16 protein-coding genes are annotated in these 15,821 nt (G+C 53.7%); 8 read left to right on the top strand and 8 right to left on the bottom strand.

Annotated elements, in window-relative coordinates; translation table 11 throughout:
- Nucleotides 1-105 precede the first annotated feature (105 nt).
- A complete protein-coding gene (locus WHS46_03035; protein ID MEJ5347646.1) occupies nucleotides 106-1,332 on the bottom strand; it encodes a SufD family Fe-S cluster assembly protein in 1,227 nt (408 codons plus the stop codon).
- Nucleotides 1,311-2,078 carry an ABC transporter ATP-binding protein gene (locus WHS46_03030; GenBank protein ID MEJ5347645.1) on the bottom strand — a complete coding sequence of 256 codons (768 nt, stop codon included), beginning with the start codon at nucleotides 2,076-2,078 and terminating at the stop codon, nucleotides 1,311-1,313. Before WHS46_03030 ends, WHS46_03035 begins: the two co-directional genes overlap by 22 nt.
- A 187-nt stretch (nucleotides 2,079-2,265) precedes the next feature.
- Here WHS46_03030 and WHS46_03025 point away from each other — a divergent pair, with 187 nt between their 5' ends.
- Nucleotides 2,266-3,963, top strand: coding sequence for a DUF6178 family protein (locus WHS46_03025; protein MEJ5347644.1), 1,698 nt, complete (start codon nucleotides 2,266-2,268; stop codon nucleotides 3,961-3,963).
- A 213-nt stretch (nucleotides 3,964-4,176) separates the two neighbouring features.
- On the opposite strand, the gene mtaB is transcribed toward WHS46_03025, so the two are convergent.
- Genes mtaB through WHS46_03005 form a run of 4 tightly spaced genes read right to left on the bottom strand, consistent with a single transcriptional unit; the run spans nucleotide 4,177 to nucleotide 7,517 of the window.
- Nucleotides 4,177-5,508 carry a tRNA (N(6)-L-threonylcarbamoyladenosine(37)-C(2))-methylthiotransferase MtaB gene (mtaB, locus tag WHS46_03020; GenBank protein MEJ5347643.1) on the bottom strand — a complete coding sequence of 444 codons (1,332 nt, stop codon included), beginning with the start codon at nucleotides 5,506-5,508 and terminating at the stop codon, nucleotides 4,177-4,179.
- A 4-nt stretch (nucleotides 5,509-5,512) separates the two neighbouring features.
- Complete coding sequence (mnmA, locus tag WHS46_03015) at nucleotides 5,513-6,595, bottom strand: tRNA 2-thiouridine(34) synthase MnmA (GenBank protein ID MEJ5347642.1); 1,083 nt, start codon at nucleotides 6,593-6,595, stop codon at nucleotides 5,513-5,515.
- Nucleotides 6,534-7,025 (bottom strand): Fe-S cluster assembly scaffold protein NifU, encoded by a 492-nt coding sequence (gene nifU, locus WHS46_03010; GenBank protein ID MEJ5347641.1) that lies wholly within the window; start codon nucleotides 7,023-7,025, stop codon nucleotides 6,534-6,536. Before nifU ends, mnmA begins: the two co-directional genes overlap by 62 nt.
- 60 nt (nucleotides 7,026-7,085) lie before the next feature.
- On the bottom strand, nucleotides 7,086-7,517 hold the full coding sequence (locus tag WHS46_03005; GenBank protein ID MEJ5347640.1) for an NIL domain-containing protein: 432 nt from the start codon (nucleotides 7,515-7,517) through the stop codon (nucleotides 7,086-7,088).
- A gap of 289 nt (nucleotides 7,518-7,806) precedes the next feature.
- On the opposite strand from WHS46_03005, the gene WHS46_03000 reads away from it, so the two are divergent.
- The 6 genes from WHS46_03000 to WHS46_02975 are packed head-to-tail and all read left to right on the top strand — an operon-like array spanning nucleotide 7,807 to nucleotide 12,755.
- On the top strand, nucleotides 7,807-8,922 hold the full coding sequence (locus WHS46_03000) for a Xaa-Pro peptidase family protein (protein MEJ5347639.1): 1,116 nt from the start codon (nucleotides 7,807-7,809) through the stop codon (nucleotides 8,920-8,922).
- Between the two features lie 36 nt (nucleotides 8,923-8,958).
- Nucleotides 8,959-9,402, top strand: a complete 444-nt coding sequence (locus tag WHS46_02995; GenBank protein ID MEJ5347638.1) for a CoA-binding protein — start codon at nucleotides 8,959-8,961, stop codon at nucleotides 9,400-9,402.
- A gap of 3 nt (nucleotides 9,403-9,405) precedes the next feature.
- Nucleotides 9,406-10,215: a hypothetical protein gene (locus tag WHS46_02990; protein MEJ5347637.1), complete on the top strand. Its 810-nt coding sequence runs from the start codon at nucleotides 9,406-9,408 to the stop codon at nucleotides 10,213-10,215.
- The gene (locus WHS46_02985) at nucleotides 10,212-10,802 is read left to right on the top strand and encodes a class I SAM-dependent methyltransferase (protein ID MEJ5347636.1); all 591 of its coding nucleotides are present in this window, start codon (nucleotides 10,212-10,214) and stop codon (nucleotides 10,800-10,802) included. The genes WHS46_02990 and WHS46_02985 overlap by 4 nt, the downstream gene beginning before the upstream one ends.
- Entirely contained in the window at nucleotides 10,799-11,989 is a 1,191-nt protein-coding gene (locus tag WHS46_02980) for a pyridoxal phosphate-dependent aminotransferase (protein ID MEJ5347635.1), read from the top strand. Before WHS46_02985 ends, WHS46_02980 begins: the two co-directional genes overlap by 4 nt.
- A gap of 4 nt (nucleotides 11,990-11,993) precedes the next feature.
- On the top strand, nucleotides 11,994-12,755 hold the full coding sequence (locus tag WHS46_02975; GenBank protein MEJ5347634.1) for an SPOR domain-containing protein: 762 nt from the start codon (nucleotides 11,994-11,996) through the stop codon (nucleotides 12,753-12,755).
- 191 nt (nucleotides 12,756-12,946) lie between these two features.
- On the opposite strand, the gene WHS46_02970 is transcribed toward WHS46_02975, so the two are convergent.
- Nucleotides 12,947-13,183: a hypothetical protein gene (locus tag WHS46_02970; protein MEJ5347633.1), complete on the bottom strand. Its 237-nt coding sequence runs from the start codon at nucleotides 13,181-13,183 to the stop codon at nucleotides 12,947-12,949.
- A 34-nt stretch (nucleotides 13,184-13,217) separates the two neighbouring features.
- Nucleotides 13,218-15,182 carry an ASKHA domain-containing protein gene (locus tag WHS46_02965; protein ID MEJ5347632.1) on the bottom strand — a complete coding sequence of 655 codons (1,965 nt, stop codon included), beginning with the start codon at nucleotides 15,180-15,182 and terminating at the stop codon, nucleotides 13,218-13,220.
- A gap of 236 nt (nucleotides 15,183-15,418) precedes the next feature.
- Between WHS46_02965 and WHS46_02960 the strand changes: the two genes are divergently transcribed.
- Nucleotides 15,419-15,814: a Smr/MutS family protein gene (locus WHS46_02960; protein MEJ5347631.1), complete on the top strand. Its 396-nt coding sequence runs from the start codon at nucleotides 15,419-15,421 to the stop codon at nucleotides 15,812-15,814.
- Nucleotides 15,815-15,821 lie beyond the last annotated feature (7 nt).

The following is a 15,821-nucleotide window of genomic DNA, read 5'->3' as shown; positions in this document are numbered from 1 at the left end:
AGGGGAACCGGCAGGGCCAAGATAACGGTTCGCCCGTACGGCTTCATAAGTTAAAGGGCGGACACATCGATCCGCCCTTTTAGATCATTGTGCGGGGTAAGACCTTCACATGACATCTTTGTCGCTTTGCTCCACGGCTCGATCGATTTCCGCCTTGAGCTGCGGCGGTAGTCCCGGAATGTCCACGCTGAGAAAGCCTCGTACGATGGTAGCCGTGGCCTCGTCTTCACTCAGCCCTCGCGACATGAGGTACGCAATCTCTTCAGCGGCGATTTTGCCCACCGCCGCTTCATGGCTCATTTCCACTCCGTCCGCATGGCCTTCCAGTTCCGGAATGGCATGAATAACGCCCCCGTTGAGGATCAAACCCTTGCATTCCAGGTGGGCTTTGACGTCAGGCACTTCGCCGATCAGGTGCCCTCGCGCGATGATCTTGCCCCCATTGCTGATGGTTCGAGCCACGATTTCCGCACGGGTTCCCGGCTTCTTGAGGTAAACACGACCACCCACATCGTATTCCGATCCCGGGCTACCCACGATGATACTGTAGAACCGAGCCACGGCATTTTCTCCCACAAGGTGCGTCGTGGGGTACATTTGCAAGGATCGCACGGGCTTCATACACACATAGTTGTTGAGAAACAGACCGCCCTCTTCCACACGAGCCACGGACCTGGGCCGCACGGCCATATCTTCCGCCCAATTGTGGATCATCGTGAAGCTCAGCTTGGCGTTCTTCTTGACAAAAAATTCCGAAATACCCACGTGGGCGCCGCGTGTCATGTGCGGCGACGTGGAACACCCCGTGATGATGTGGAGCTCCGAATCCTCTTCGGCGATGATGATATTGTGGACATTCTGCTGTAAGTTCTGTTTGTTGAGATACAAGCAGGCCTGGACCGGATAGATGGACTTCGCTCCCGGTAAAGCCCGAATCACATAGCCGTCATGCAGATTAAGTTCCACGGCGGCCGTGTACTTGTCCGCATCCACCGCCACCAGTTTCCAGTAGTAATCCCAGATCCAGTCGTATTTTTCCAAGGCCTTCTTGATGGGAAGAACCTCGATCCCTTCCTGTTTCGTTCCGCAGCGCACCACGGACGTATCCATCTGAATGTAGGTGCCGCTGCGTTCCGATTCCGTCACATCGATGCCGGCCATGAGCAGCCGCTTTTTGTCAAGGACGGGTAGGGACAGAAGCTCTTCCTTGTCCAAGGGGCGGTGTTCCACCGGACTCTGGTCAAACTGACCGAGATCGATATCGGCTCCGATGGGCGCAGATTTATTGACCGCCTTGAGCGCTCTTTGTCTTAATTCCTCGCGATTGTGCATCGTACACACTCCTCGTATCCCATTTCGCTGATACATTGCAGAATCTCTCGGGGATTGTCGGAACAACTGAGCACCCCATCGAAGAGCACCTGGCCTTTGTCAGCGGTGAGGTATTCCAAAATGTAGCCCGTATGGGTGATGATGAGTCCCATCTTAGTGCGTTCCCTTTTGACCTGAAGCATGGACTTGAGGTCCGTGGGGGCACATTCCTTTTGAAGCAATCGAGCGATGGTATGGCCCACCAGGGAGATGTTTTCCATGTCCACGCCGGATTCCGGCTCATCGAAAAGCATAAGATCAGGGTCCTGGGCCATAAGTTGCAGGAGTTCCGAGCGCTTGATTTCACCTCCGGAAAACCCGGCATTCACATCTCGGTCCAGGAAATCCTGAAAATTAACCTTGCGGGCCAATTCCGAAACATCCACGTCACGATCCCCAGCACAGATTTTGACCATCTGATGCGTTTTCACACCACGAATGGTAGGGGGTCTCTGGTACGCCATGCCGATCCCCAACTTGGCTCTTTCGTTGATAGGAAGGTTTGTGATGTCCACTCCCTTGAAAAAGATCTTGCCTCCCGTGACCTTGTACTGAGGGTAGCCCATGATGGTCATGAGAAGAGAAGTCTTTCCAGAGCCGTTGGGGCCGAAAAGGATGTGGGTTTCCCCTGGTTTGATCTCCAGGTCGATATGTTTGAGTATCTTCTTTCCGGCCAGTTCCACTTCCAAATCTTCAATCACCAACATGGATGAACTCCTTTGTCTCCTCGTCCTTCTTGATTATCCCTTAATGCTTACCCTAAGCATGGAATCCCATGCTAGCAAGCAAAATCTTTCGCAGCACCTTGACTTTACGCCTGATGACGAATAGAAGTCACTGCCGAATGCACCCTCAAGGCGATCACCCTCAAGACGCTCAACATGACAGGAAACCATGCCCACAGATGTCATTGATTTTGAAGCCAAACGCTTGACTCGGTTGCCGCCCCGCCTCATGGCTCAGCACCTCATGAGCCTTCCCGCCAAAGAACGCATGGAGGCCATCATTTCCAGGCCTGACGCGGAAGCGGTGGCAGCCGCCATGTCGGACCAAGACTTCTATCTGACCGTCAAGGAAATCGGCCCTGAAGATGCCTTGCCTCTGCTGGCCGTCGCTTCCCTGGATCAGGTCACCCATGTTTTTGACCTGGAAATGTGGCGTAAGGATCGCATTCTTCCAGGTCCGGCCATTCAGTGGCTGGATCGACTCTTTCGCGCCGATCCTAGACGACTACTGGCCTGGCTTTATGCGGCAGACTTTGAACTTCTGGTGGCTCTTTTTAAGAAATGGATTCGCGTGGCCCAAATGCCGGACGAAACCGATCCTTTGGAAGCCCGCGATTTTCTGCCCAAAAACACTTTGGATGACCAGTACTTTTGGGAAACATCGTATCCTCAGTTTGAGGACTTAATCCGCCAAGTCCTAAGTTACCTCTTTGAAACCCATTACGGTTTTTACAAAGAACTCATGGACCACCTGCTGTGGGCTCTGGAACCGGAAATGGAAGAGGCGGCTTATCGTTTCCACCGGGGCCGTCTGGAAGATCGAGCCATCCCCGATTATTACGACGCTCTGGAAATTTACAAACCCTTAAACCTGGAACAGATTCCCCTGGGTAAGATTCTCATGGGTGACCGGCCGGAAGACGAAAGGGCGTCACCGCCGGCATTCGCTCTGATCCCCATGCCGGAAGAAGGCTTGCTGCAACGGGTTCTGGCACAGATCGACGATCCGCATCTTTTGGACACCCTACGTTGGGAAATGGCCGCCATTGCCAACAAGATCGTGGTGGCTGACGGGCTGGCTCCCGATCTTCCCGAAGATTTGCGCGAAGCCGCCGAAAAAGCCGCAGCCATGGTTAACCTAGGTCTGGACCTGCTCAGTTCCGGAAACGAATCCCTAGCCCGCAAAGGGCTTGAAGAAGTTTATTTGGAACACCTTTTTCGATTAGCCCAAGGAAAAGTCTACGGTGTTCGAAAAAGACTGAAAGCCCTGCTGCGTGACGGCTGGTTGGCCGAGTGGCCTACGGGACAAACCCTTCTGGACTCTCCATGGGCTGAAAGAGTCGCCGCTCTCTTGCTCAAGACCCCAAAAATTTATCGACTACAGGATACCGAAAGACCCCGTGTGGTGGAAAGATTCCTTCAGGACCGTCGGGATCTGCACGAAGCCAAAGAATGTGTCGCCGTGGTGGAAGCTCTCGGACCTTTGTTTCGCACGCTGGGCATCACTGCGGACGATCTTCGAGGCAAACTCTGGATCGAAGGGCAGGTGCGGGTCCTGGAAGAGGTCACCTTGGGAGTTTTGCTTTTTACCGCCGCCGGATGGAAAATCCTGACAGACAATTGGACCGTAAAACCCGTTCCTGTTTCCCTTTGGCCCGACCTTTTCGCCAAAGCCGCTCCAGAACTCCTGGAAACCCTCTTTAAAAAGGTCGTGCACGAAGCCATTTCGGATTCAGGCCAACGACGATCGGCATGGCTCTATGTGGACTCGTTGCTCCGTCGTTACACGGAAGAAACCGAATCCTTCAGCCCTGACAATCCCCCCATACCTCAGCTCATGAGCCTATTTCTCTTTCAGCCTGACTAGAAGCCGGTCGTAAACTCAAAACACCAAGGTATCTTGCCGTTTCAAGACTGGGACAAGGGGGCACTTCGCCCTTGCGAGTCCCAACATGAAACCTATCCTAGGAACGGGGGCGCCTCCCCCGCACAAAAGGAATATGGGCCCTCGCTCGCAAGGAAAAGAACCTTTGGGAAAATCCGTAACATAGACGAAAAGAAATCGGTTTCAGCTTTTGCCCTAAAGCAACTCGGTCGCTGCTTTTCCACAAAGGCTGGTTTCGGTCGCTTGGGAGATTCGAACCCGAACGAGGCTTCCTATGGGCACGGCCTTTTCCGCCTGAAATTGAACGGTCAGATAATTTTCCGATGTGCCTTGCCAGAGACCGGGTTTAGGAGAATTTTCCACCAGAACTTCCAGGATCGAACCCACGAAACGCTCCTGAAACATTCTTTTCTTGGCTCGGCCGAGGTTGCGCAACAGGCGGGCTCGATGCTTCAGAGCCGGGCCCACCACACGACCCTTCATGGAGGCGGCTTGCGTTCCGGGACGAGGAGAATAGGGGAACACATGAAGGTAGGTGATGGGCAAGGATTCAATGAGTCGCACGGTGCGAAGGAAATGAGCCTCCGTTTCCCCGGGAAAACCCACAATGACGTCGGCTCCAAAAGCGGCATGCGGAAAAAGCCTGGAAAGTGTGCAGACCGTATCGGCGTATTGTTCCGGCGTGTAAGGTCGGCCCATGGCAGCGAGGATTTCCGAATCCCCGCTTTGCAAAGGAATATGAAAATGAGGACAAATCCAAGAAAAGGCCTTAAGCGCTTTAAGCAAAGCTTCGTTGATTTCCTTGGATTCCAGTGAACTAAGGCGGATTCGTTCAGGTCGCTGCGCCTCATCGATGCATTGGAGAAGTCCAGCGAGTCCTCGGGGCTCGTTCGAGGCACAACTCCAAGGCAGGTCCAGGCCCCATTGTCCCAAATGAATCCCAGTGAGGACCACTTCGCGGTAACCCGCACGGGTCAGTCTTTCCAACTGCCGAAGAACCTCTCCAGGTTCCAGGCTTCGGCTACGCCCTCGACTGAACGGCACGATGCAGTACGTGCAGTAGGCATCGCACCCGTCCTGAATCTTCAAAAAGGCTCGGCTGCGATCGGCTATCATGGTTTTTACTGCAAGAGGAGGCATGGGGCCGTAACTTCGAGAATCACTGACGGCGATAAACGGTTGTTGCAGTGTGCCCGGCATTTCGAGAAAGGAACGCAGCGTAAATTTTTCGTCGGAACCCACAATGTGGGTTGCCAAATGTTCTTGAGCATACCTTTGCCAGTGGATTTGTGCGTCACAACCCACGACGGCGATGTGTGCCTTGGGGTTTGTGCGAAAGGCACGGCGTAACAGCTGCCGTGTCTGATAGGACGCCTTGTTGGTCACCGAGCAACCGTGAACCACGTAGAGGTCGGCTTTTTCTGAAAAAGACACGAGCTTCCACCCGTTTTCCAGAAAACTCTCAAGAAAGGCCGAACTCTCGTACTGGTTCACCTTGCAGCCCAGTGTCTCCAAAGCGAAGCGCATTACCTCAAGACTCCATCCTCTTTGGCTGCAGAACACCCCCTCCCAGGACCCTGTCTCGATCGTAAAAAACAGCAGCCTGCCCTGGGGTGACGGCTCGTTGCGCCACATCAAAGTGCACTTGAACCGTTCCGTTTTCCTGAGGAAGCAGTAGGGCCGAAGCAGGCCGATGTTGATGACGAATTCGTACCCAAGCACGCAGGGGCTGCTTTGGAGGATCTATGGAAACCCAGTTTACCCGGTCCACTAAGGCTTTCGAACATAGGAGATCCTTGGATCGACCCACCCAGAGAGTGTTGGTTTTGGGATCCAGCGCCAGGACGTAGTAGGGCTCCGAAGATGGGATATCGATACCCCGGCGTTGCCCGACCGTGTAGCGATAAAGACCTTTGTGACGACCGATAACCGCCCCGGAAGCATCCCGAACGGGGCCTTCCCCTTGCAGGGTGGCTTGCGGCCAATGCTCCTGAATAAAACGGCGATAGTCTCCTGAGGCAATAAAGCAGATTTCCTGACTTTCCTCGGGAAGAAGCTCATGAAAGCCATGGTTTTCGGCCCACTGACGCGTGGATTCCTTGGTTTCACGGCCGAGAGGGAAAAGGGCGCAAGAGAGCTGTTTTTGTGTCAACCCGTAAAGAAAGTAGGATTGATCTTTTTGAGAATCCATACCGCACAGGAGGGCATAACGTCCATAGGGGCTGTCGGGAGCCTGTAAACGCACATAGTGGCCCGTAGCTAATTTCTCGGCTCCAGCTTTCAGGGCATGATCCAAAAGATACCCGAATTTAACGGTAGGATTGCATAAAACGCAGGGGTTTGGAGTCAGCCCTTCAGCGTAGGCTCGAAGAAAAGGATCGATCACTTCACGGTGAAAAATGTGGCGGCAGTCCACCATCACAAGAGGGATACCCAGCCTGTGTGCCAAGGCACGAAGGCGGGATTCCCTTTGATGGTCGGTTTCGTGGGCGTCCGTGGAACCGAAGGTGGGAAGCCGCATGTGAAAGGCCATGACGTCATGGCCGGCCTCCTTAAGAAGCCATGCGGCCCGAAGACTGTCCATCCCCCCGCTCAGGGCTATGGCAACACGCATGCTGAGGTTCTGTTTCCTGCTCCAGGTGCTCATCTTCCAAGGGCACCACTTTTTCCGGCTGCCCGTTTTTTCTCCAGTAGTCGTTCACGGCGGCTTTAAGAGCGTCCGTTCCCAGGTTGGAACAATGAAGCTTTTTTTCGGGAAGCCCACCCAAAGCTTGGGCCACATCGTCCCGGTTGATACGAACGGCTTCATCCAGGGTTTTGCCCTTTGCCATTTCCGTCACCATGGAACTGACGGCGATGGCGGCGCCACACCCAAAGGTTTTGAATTTGACGTCGGCTATACGATTGTTTTCCACTTTGATGGTCATGCGCATGATATCGCCGCAGTTCACATTACCGATCTGGCCGATGCCGTCAGGATTGTCCACTTCGCCCACATTTCTCGGGTTCATGAAGTGGTCCATGACAATATCGCTGTAGTTCATCGGGAGAACCCTCCTTGAAGTAAGCTTGCAGTGGACGATAGGTTGTTCCTGAGAAACGACTCAGACCTCCAAGGTCATTTTCTGATCGAAATGGACGATCATGGCACGAGCCGGACAGGTTTTGACACAGAGTTCGCAAGCACTGCATCTTTCCGCATCAAACAAGACTTCCATCTCAGGCCTTTTGATGTGCAAGGCTCCGGTTGGACACACCGCGGTGCACGCTCCACATTGATAACACTTTTCCTCATCACGGCGAATCCCTTGCGCGATGGATTCCACGATCACGCCGATATCTTTTAGGTACTGCAGGCCACGCTCGTAATCCTTGCGATTCCCCCGCAGCTCCATAACCATAAGCCCTTCCTTGCGTGGAAAGATTTGGGCCTTGAGAATGTTAAAGGAAAGGTTGTAATTGCGCACGAGATTGGTCACGATAGGCTTGTCGACAATCTCTTTGGGAAAACGTAAAACAAGCATGCGTGCATACATGGCCGCACCTCATACGCCCCCTCTGACCAAAGGGGGTAGAAATAGGGAAACACGAGACGATTCTGATTAATGGACCCAGAGGGTTCTGTCAAGACACCCTGCTTCATCGAGGTCCGAAACCGAGTCAATCCCGTAAAGTTTGACGCTCGTAGGCGCGGGGCGCCGCTTCGCCCCAACCCGGAAACACCATTAAACCTTGCTATTGCGAGTTTTCAGACAGGCTCTTAGTCAAGAGGACCTGCGGTCACATTGTATCGACACGGCGCTCACAAGCCAAGAAAGGAGACTCATGATTCCGGAACCTTTCGCCTCCCGCCTTCACGCGCTGAGAACGACCATGGAAAGCCTCTCTCTGGATACGGTACTCATCACTGTCCCTGAAAATCGCTACTATCTCAGTGGATTCCAAGCCGAAGACATGAACCTGACCGAAAGTTCAGGCCAACTTCTCATTGGTATGGACCGGCAGGCTTTGGTTACAGATTTTCGCTATGAAGAACAGGCCGCTTCGGAAGCTTTAGGGTATGAACTGGTGATCTATCGAGAAGGCTGGACCCAGGTGCTTCCCGATCTTTTACGGTCTTTTCAGGTGCGCCGCCTTGGCGTGGAAGCTCATCATCTGACCTGGGAACGCTTTCGCCAGCTCCAGCAAGCTCTTCACGAAGTGTCGCCTCAGGGGGAATTGTGGGGAGAAGATTCCTTGGTGGAAAAATTTCGTATGATCAAGACGGATGAAGAAATCGAAAAAATGCGCCGGGCATTGCGCTTGACGGAATCCGTCTTTGAAAAGATTTGGGAAGAACTGAGTCCGGGGTGTACGGAAAAGGAAGTGGCTTGGGCCATTGAAAAGGGGCTTCGAGAAGCGGGAGCGGAAGCTGTTTCTTTTCCGCCTATTGTGGCTTCCGGGCCCAACGGCGCTTTGCCTCATGCGGTGCCCACGAATCGACGCATCAGCGAAGAAGACGCTGTGATTTTGGATCTGGGCGCTCGATATGCCATGTACTGTTCGGACATGACTCGAACTTGGCTTGGGTCCAAGGTTTCCGAAAAGCTTAGGGAAATCTACCGGATCGTTCGAGAAGCTCAAGTGGCGGCCATGGAATCCATCCGTGCCGGGGTGTCGTCCCATGACGTCGACGGTGTGGCTCGAGGCATCATCGATCGAGCCGGCTATGGGGCCGCCTTCGGTCATGGACTCGGGCATGGCATTGGACTTGCCGTTCACGAAAAACCGGGATACGGAAAAAAAACATCCGTGGTCCTTCAGGAAAACATGGTGCTCACCGTCGAACCGGGGATCTACATCTCGGGTCTCGGCGGTGTACGGCTGGAAAACATGGTGCGAGTCACCGCCACAGGCTGTGAATGCCTCAGCCGAAACGATTGGTATCTTGAAAAACCGTAATGTGAAAAAGAATGTCCATGAACAAGGAGGTGCTCCATGACTGAATGTGAACTTCCCCGCGAAAACCTTCCAGATCCCGAAATCAAAAAACTCTTGGAAACGGCTCGAACCATCGCCGTCGTAGGGATATCCCACAAGGAAGATCGGGACAGCCACAAGGTGGCTCGATACCTCAAGGAACACGGTTACACCATGATTCCGGTCAACCCCAAGTACAAGGAAGTGCTGGGAGAACCATGTTATCCGGACCTGAATTCGGTGCCCGTTTCTATAGACGTTGTGGACATTTTTCGAAACATCGAAGCGATTCCCGGCATTGTGGATGAAGCCATCCAAGTGGGTGCCAAGGCGGTCTGGATGCAATTGGGACTGTGTCATAATGATTCGGCGGAAAAGGCTCGACAAGCCGGCCTGCAGGTAGTCATGAACAAGTGCATCAAGATCGAGCACACCAGGCATTTCGCCTCCAAAAAGGAATAAGCTATGGAAAGACTGGAAGCTTCCGCATTCTTTGATCTTGAGGCATTTTCTCACCGCGATGTTTTCGCCTCAGAACTCCCTGTGTGGGAAACCCTCTCGCGCCTCAAAGGCTATCTGGAAAAACACCTGAAACCTTCCCTAACCGGGCTGAATCTCTATGGCACCCCTTTACCTCAAACGGTGGTGCTTTACGACGGTCGCATCTGGTTCGATGGTTTTGAAATCCTGGGAGGTGATGTAGGTAAAGGAACATTTCACGTGCTCGTGCGCGGGCAAAAGACTTCGGAAGCGACCGTGCTGTATGCCGGCTGTGTTTTTATGGACGCTGGTGTCCAGTTGGGAAAGGGCACGGTGGTGGAACCGGGAGCTCTGATCAAAGGGCCGACCATCATCGGAAATGGCACGGAAATACGTCAAGGGGCCTATATTCGAGGCACCTGTCTGGTAGGGGATCGCTGCGTGGTGGGGCACACCACCGAAGTCAAAAGCAGTATTTTTCTGGACGGTGCCAAGGCCGGGCATTTTGCGTACGTGGGAGACAGCATTTTAGGAAAGGATGTCAACCTTGGTGCCGGAACCAAACTGGCCAACCTGAAGATCAAGGGCAATAACGTTCGTATTTGGACCGAAAACGGCGCCGTGGACACAGGTCGGCGTAAACTGGGAGCGATCATCGGGGACGGCACCGAAATCGGTTGCAACGCCGTCACGAACCCTGGAACAATCCTCGGCAAACGATGCCTCGTCTTGCCCCTGACCTCCGTAGCTCCAGGAATTTATCAAAACCACAGCGTGGTCGGGGGAAAAAAGTGAGCTCATTGCAGACCTCGGAGCGCCTCAAGCCATTTCTGGACTACTTTAAAAAACGTTATCAACGTTACGAGCAAAAGGGAGGCGCCTACAAACTGACATCTCTGGGGGCATGGGCGACCGCTCGTCCTGAAGCGCTGGTTTCTTTTTTTCCAAGGCTGGGTTTGGCAAAGCATCACCGGTTCGCGGACCTCGGATGCGGAGACGGTGTGGCGGTGTGCTGTGCGGCCCATTATTGCCAAGCAACGGGCATCGAGGCCGACTGGGATCTATGCCGAGAGGCGCAGATGAATGCACGAGCTTTGGGCCTGGAAAGCCGAACCGCTTTTGTCTGCGCCGATTTTTTGCAGCTTCGGCTCGATCCTTTTGATCTTCTTTACATTTACCCTGACAAGCCTCTTGAGGCGCTATGGCGGAAAATTAAGGACTGGACCGGCACCCTTTTGGTTTACGGTCCCCATTTTTCCCCGAAATCTCAGGCCCCCTTCAAAGTGTACACCTGGGAAAGGGAAACCTTGAGTGTCTACGTTATTTCTGCTAGCAGTAGGACGCATTTCAACGCTTTGACTCAACAGGAGGGGGCTTCATGAGCATATCGCATCAGATGCGCAGTTACATGGATAGAGCCTCATGGATTCGCAAGATGTTTGAGGAAGGAGCCAGGTTGAAGCAAATTTACGGAGCCGACAAGGTCTTTGACTTCAGCCTCGGGAATCCTAACGTGCCGCCACCACCTTCGGTAAAAGAGGCTCTGCTTCGTGTCATTGAAAACGGTGCGGCATCCCTTCACAGTTACATGCCGAACGCCGGGTTGCCTCAAACCCGTGAAAAACTCGCCGCTTATCTCACTCGAGAACACGGTGTGAAGCTCAGCGCAGACCATGTGATCATGACGTGCGGAGCCGCCGGGGCTCTTAACGTGATCCTCAAAGCCTTGCTTAACCCCGGAGATGAAGTGGTGGTGCCGGCACCGTTTTTTGTCGAATACGGTTTTTACGCGGAAAATCATGGCGGTGTTTTGAAAACGGTGCCTACCAGGTCCGATTTTTCCCTGGACTTGGACGCCCTTGAAACAGCTATAGGTCTCAAGACCAAGGTGGTCCTTATCAATTCCCCGAACAATCCCACGGGGCAGATTTACCGCGCGGATGAATTGAAAGAGCTGGGCGAATTGTTACGCCGAAAGAGCCGCGCTGCAGGGCGTTCCATTTTCCTTGTTTCCGATGAGCCTTATCGCAAAATCGTCTATGCCTCTGAACGAGTGCCTTCCCTCTTTCAGTGTTACGAAAACGCTCTCATCGCCACATCCTTTTCCAAAGACCTGTCACTGCCGGGTGAACGCATCGGTTACGTGGCCTTACATCCGGAGGCCGACGATCAAGCCGCTTTGCAGGGAGCGATGATTCTCGCCAACCGAATCCTGGGTTTTGTGAATGCTCCGGCTTTGATGCAATGGATCCTTCCCGATCTTTTGGAAGAATCGGTGGATGTGGCTCTCTACCGTGCCAAACGGGACAGGCTTCTCGATGGACTCAGACGAGCAGGCTACACCTGCTTTGAGCCTCCAGGGGCCTTTTACCTTTTCCCGGCAAGCCCGCTTCAGGATGATGTGGCTTTTGTGAAACTCTTGGTGGAAGAAAAGATTCTTGCCGTTCCCGGCAGTGGTTTCGGGGGCCCGGGTTATTTCCGGCTCGCCTATTGCGTGGATGACCAAACCATTGAAGGAGCTTTCCCGGGCCTGGCCAGGGCTATGGAAAAGGCCCGATCCATGAGGTGATCCCATGCCAAAAAAGAGTGTTTTTGTGCCCAAGGCCGGCATGCGACAGAACAGCTCGATGGCTCCAAAGGTGCTGCTGGGACGCATTTTTATCGCTTTGTCCATCGGCGTGGTCTTTGTGCTGCTGTTGTCTCTGATCTGGCGACAAAACGCGCAGCCCCCTATCGGCGACGATAAAGATGCCGGAAAACCGATAGTTTATAAGGAGATTCCCAAAACGACCGTTCCGCAGCCTCAGGTCGTGAGCCTGGAAAAGGTGGTCACGTCTGAGATGCCAAAGCCTGAGGTGACAGCTTCTTCACCGGAGCCTGAGACCAAGACGTCAGGGCAGGGAACACCTGCCATAAGTCCGCCGCCTTCAGGGTCAGACGGTTCTCCGATGGTTTCCGTGCAAGGTAAGTCATCAAAAACCACCACGAGCCCACCGGTTTCGGAAAGCGCCGTAAAAACGCCAAGCCAACCTCAAACGCCGGCCTCCATGCCGCCAAAACCTCCCGAGGCTCGAGTCCCGGCTTCCAGCTGGATCTACGCCGTTCAGGTAGGTGCTTATTCCAAAAAGGAAAACGCTCAAGAAGCTCTGGAAAGACTCAAGAAAATGGGCTTTACTCCTCAGATCAGCCCTTTCAATCACCCCAAACTCGGGCCGCTGTATGCCGTGCGTGTCGCCCCTTTTGCGTCCCAGGGTGAAGCTCAGAAGGCGGCGGAAAAGATTGCCGCTGTGGAAAACGAGAAGCCCATCATTGTGAAAACACCCGCATCTCATTAAAAGCCTTCGAGGAAAGTCGAGGAGCTTGTCCGAAAATTTAAAATGAACCAGACCACGACGTAAGGGTACGGCGCGCCGTGCCCCTACGTTCCACGCCCTTTGTTTTTCCTGGGAGCGCAAGCCTCTGACCCGGTTCTTTTTGCAGGCGGGACGGCCCGCACTTCCAGGAAAAAACAAGCTTTCATTATGCCTCAGGGTCCGGAACACACGGAGGCTCCGTCAGAGATGGAGTCCGTGTTATGCCGACGACGTCTCTTGACTTCCCGTCGGCATAGTTCCCAGATGATGCAAGCTGTTCGATGCCTGCAGTAGAGTTCCGGATCCGTACAGGCCGTACAAGCCTCCACACACTCTTGACAGTAGCCGTACTCGAACTTTTCACACCGAACAACAGCCTCTCGATCCGGATGAAATCTGCAATAAGCCATGAAAAGACACCTTTCCCATGTCCGCCGCCGTTATTCACAGTCCCGCAGCAACGGCTTTTCTACGTTCAGCCAACATGGTCTTGACCGAGGGGAACAGTTCCATGTCCGTGTGAGGCAGAAACAACGCGGCGATGAATTCGTTCATGAAGCCTGGATGCACGGATAATTCGAAATAGGTCATCTGCCTGGCGATGGCTCCGGCTTTTCGAAAGGCATGCGTGGACAATAGGCATTGGCGGGCTCCGGCCACAGAACTGTTTCCGATAAATTGCACACGATCCAATGGAACATCGGGCAGGAGTCCAATGCGAATGGATTTCTGAATATCAAGGTGAGCTCCAAAACCACCGGCCACATAGATGCGTTCCAAGTCAACGAAACGCATTCCAAGATTTTCCAGCAGGATCTTCATAGCAGCCAAAACGGCGGCTTTGCTTTTCATGAGGTTGCCGATGTCGTCCTGGGTTATGGCCACGGCCTCCGCCGTTTCACTTTCGTGAGGGAAGGCCACCACAAATTCGGGCACACCGTCCACCACCTGAACGTGGGGATGATCGAAGCGAATAAATTTGCCACTTTGATCGATGATCCCTTCGGCCACCAGTTCCGCCATGAGATCGATAAGCCCGGAGCCGCAAATCCCTTTGGCTCTGCCACCTCCCACGGTTTCGTAACTCACCTCATGGCCATGAATTCGAACCTTTTGAATGGCGCCTTTAGTGGCTCGCATGCCGCACTTGGTGCCGCCGCCTTCAAAAGCAGGCCCTGCGGAGGCCGAACAGCACACAAGCCATTCGTTATTGCCAATAACAATCTCGCCATTGGTGCCGATGTCAATGAGAGCGCTTAATTCCGGCTTGTCGTTCATGCCGCAGGCCAAAACCCCTGCCGTGATATCGCCTCCCACATAACTGCTGACACATGGCATACAATGGAGCATGGCTTCAGGATGACCCACAAGCCCTACATCGGCGGCTCGAACCCATGGAAAACGCGCTGCCGTCGGAATATAGGGTTCCAGCCGAATGGTACAGGGTTCCAACCCGAGCAAAAGATGGGTCATGGTGGTGTTTCCCGCCGCCACAAAAGCAATGATATCGGCATGGGAGATCCCTGCCGCCGTCACCAGGGAATGGACCAGGGAATTGATGGTGGTGACAACGGCATTCTTCAAAGGATCGATACCGCCGCGACCACAGGCAAAAACCATTCGAGAAATCACGTCTTCTCCATAACGGGCCTGCTGGTTATGGCTGGCTTCCACGGCCCTGATCTGCCCGGTTCTCAGATCCACCAGTTGTGTCACGATGGTGGTCGTGCCCACATCGATGGCCACACCGTAACTTCGTCGGCTTGTGTCCCCGGGCTCCAGCGCCCGAAGATGGTAGCAGTGAGGATCCAACATATGGGCGAGAGCCGTCACCTGCCATTTGTTTTCCCGAAGAAGTCGCGCCAGATTCTTGAGACAGCTGAAGTCAGCCTCCCATTTGACGTCGGGATACTTTCTGTTCAGTTCTCGATAAATTCTTTCCAAGTCGGAAAGGTTGTCTTTCAGAGAAGGTTCGGGAAGCTGGAGAAAAATCTTGCTGCACAAGGGATTGAAGTATGGAATGAAAGGGGAAGGGGAAAGACCATGTTCTTCGAGCACTTCCGGTGCCGTGTACTGAACGATATGGTCAACCATGAGAATCTGTTCTTCTTCTTGCCGGGATTCCGGAGGAATCCACACTTCCAGATCTTGGTCCACGAGCTTGGCTTGGCAGGCCAGCACATAGCCCGCATCCACTTCCTTGCGGTCAAGAAATCCCACACCCTTGCTGGAAAAATCCACCGAACCCTGGACGACCTTTAAGCGGCATTTGCCGCACACGCCTTGCCCGCCGCAAAGGCTGTTGATGTATATGCCCGCAAGCCCGGCCACATCCAGCAAAGTGTCTCCGGGGTCGGCGGAAACGGTTTTGTTTTCCGGCTGAAACGTCACGCGAATCGAGGGGCTCATGTAAGGTGTCCTCCTTCCTTGTTTCGGCAAGGCAAAGCAGGTGATTCTCCAGGGCTTGGATTGACCCACGCCAAGCTTTATAAGACGCTGCGGAGCCCATGACAAGCCCGGGAGGGTTGCCGTCTTCATCGTAGGAGTCAAGAGGGTGGTTTCTCGATGTTTAGAGATCTATACCGAAGGCAAGGTGTTTTATGACGGCATCGCAGACAAAATTCCTTTCAAAGAATGCTCTTGTAATGCCGGTCGAACCCAGGTTGGATCTGCATACCTATGATCCTCGAGAACTGAAGCCTCTCCTGGATGATTTTCTCGCGGAAGCTCAAGCTCACGGGTTTTCCCGGGTTTTGATCATTCATGGAAAGGGAAGGGGGGTTTTACGACAGCGGGTTCGCTCCCTTCTCGACCAACACCGTAGCGTCGTGGGCTATCAGGATGCTCCCCCGGACATGGGTTCATGGGGAGCGACCCTGGTGCATCTGCAATGGGATGCCATGGAGCGAACCCGAAAAGGTATGGGGGTGCACTGGGAATCTCCCGAGGCTCGGTCCCGGAGAACCCTGCCCTGGCTGCAACTCGTCCTCGGCATGGTCCTGGGCATGCTGATCGGTGCCATCATTTTGTGGTGGCATTAAATCGGAA

Origin of the sequence: Desulfosoma sp. (assembly GCA_037481875.1) — a bacterium.
Lineage (GTDB): Bacteria > Desulfobacterota > Syntrophobacteria > Syntrophobacterales > DSM-9756 > Desulfosoma.
Note: the sequence above shows the minus strand (reverse complement) of the source record. Positions and strands in the feature narration are given on the sequence as shown.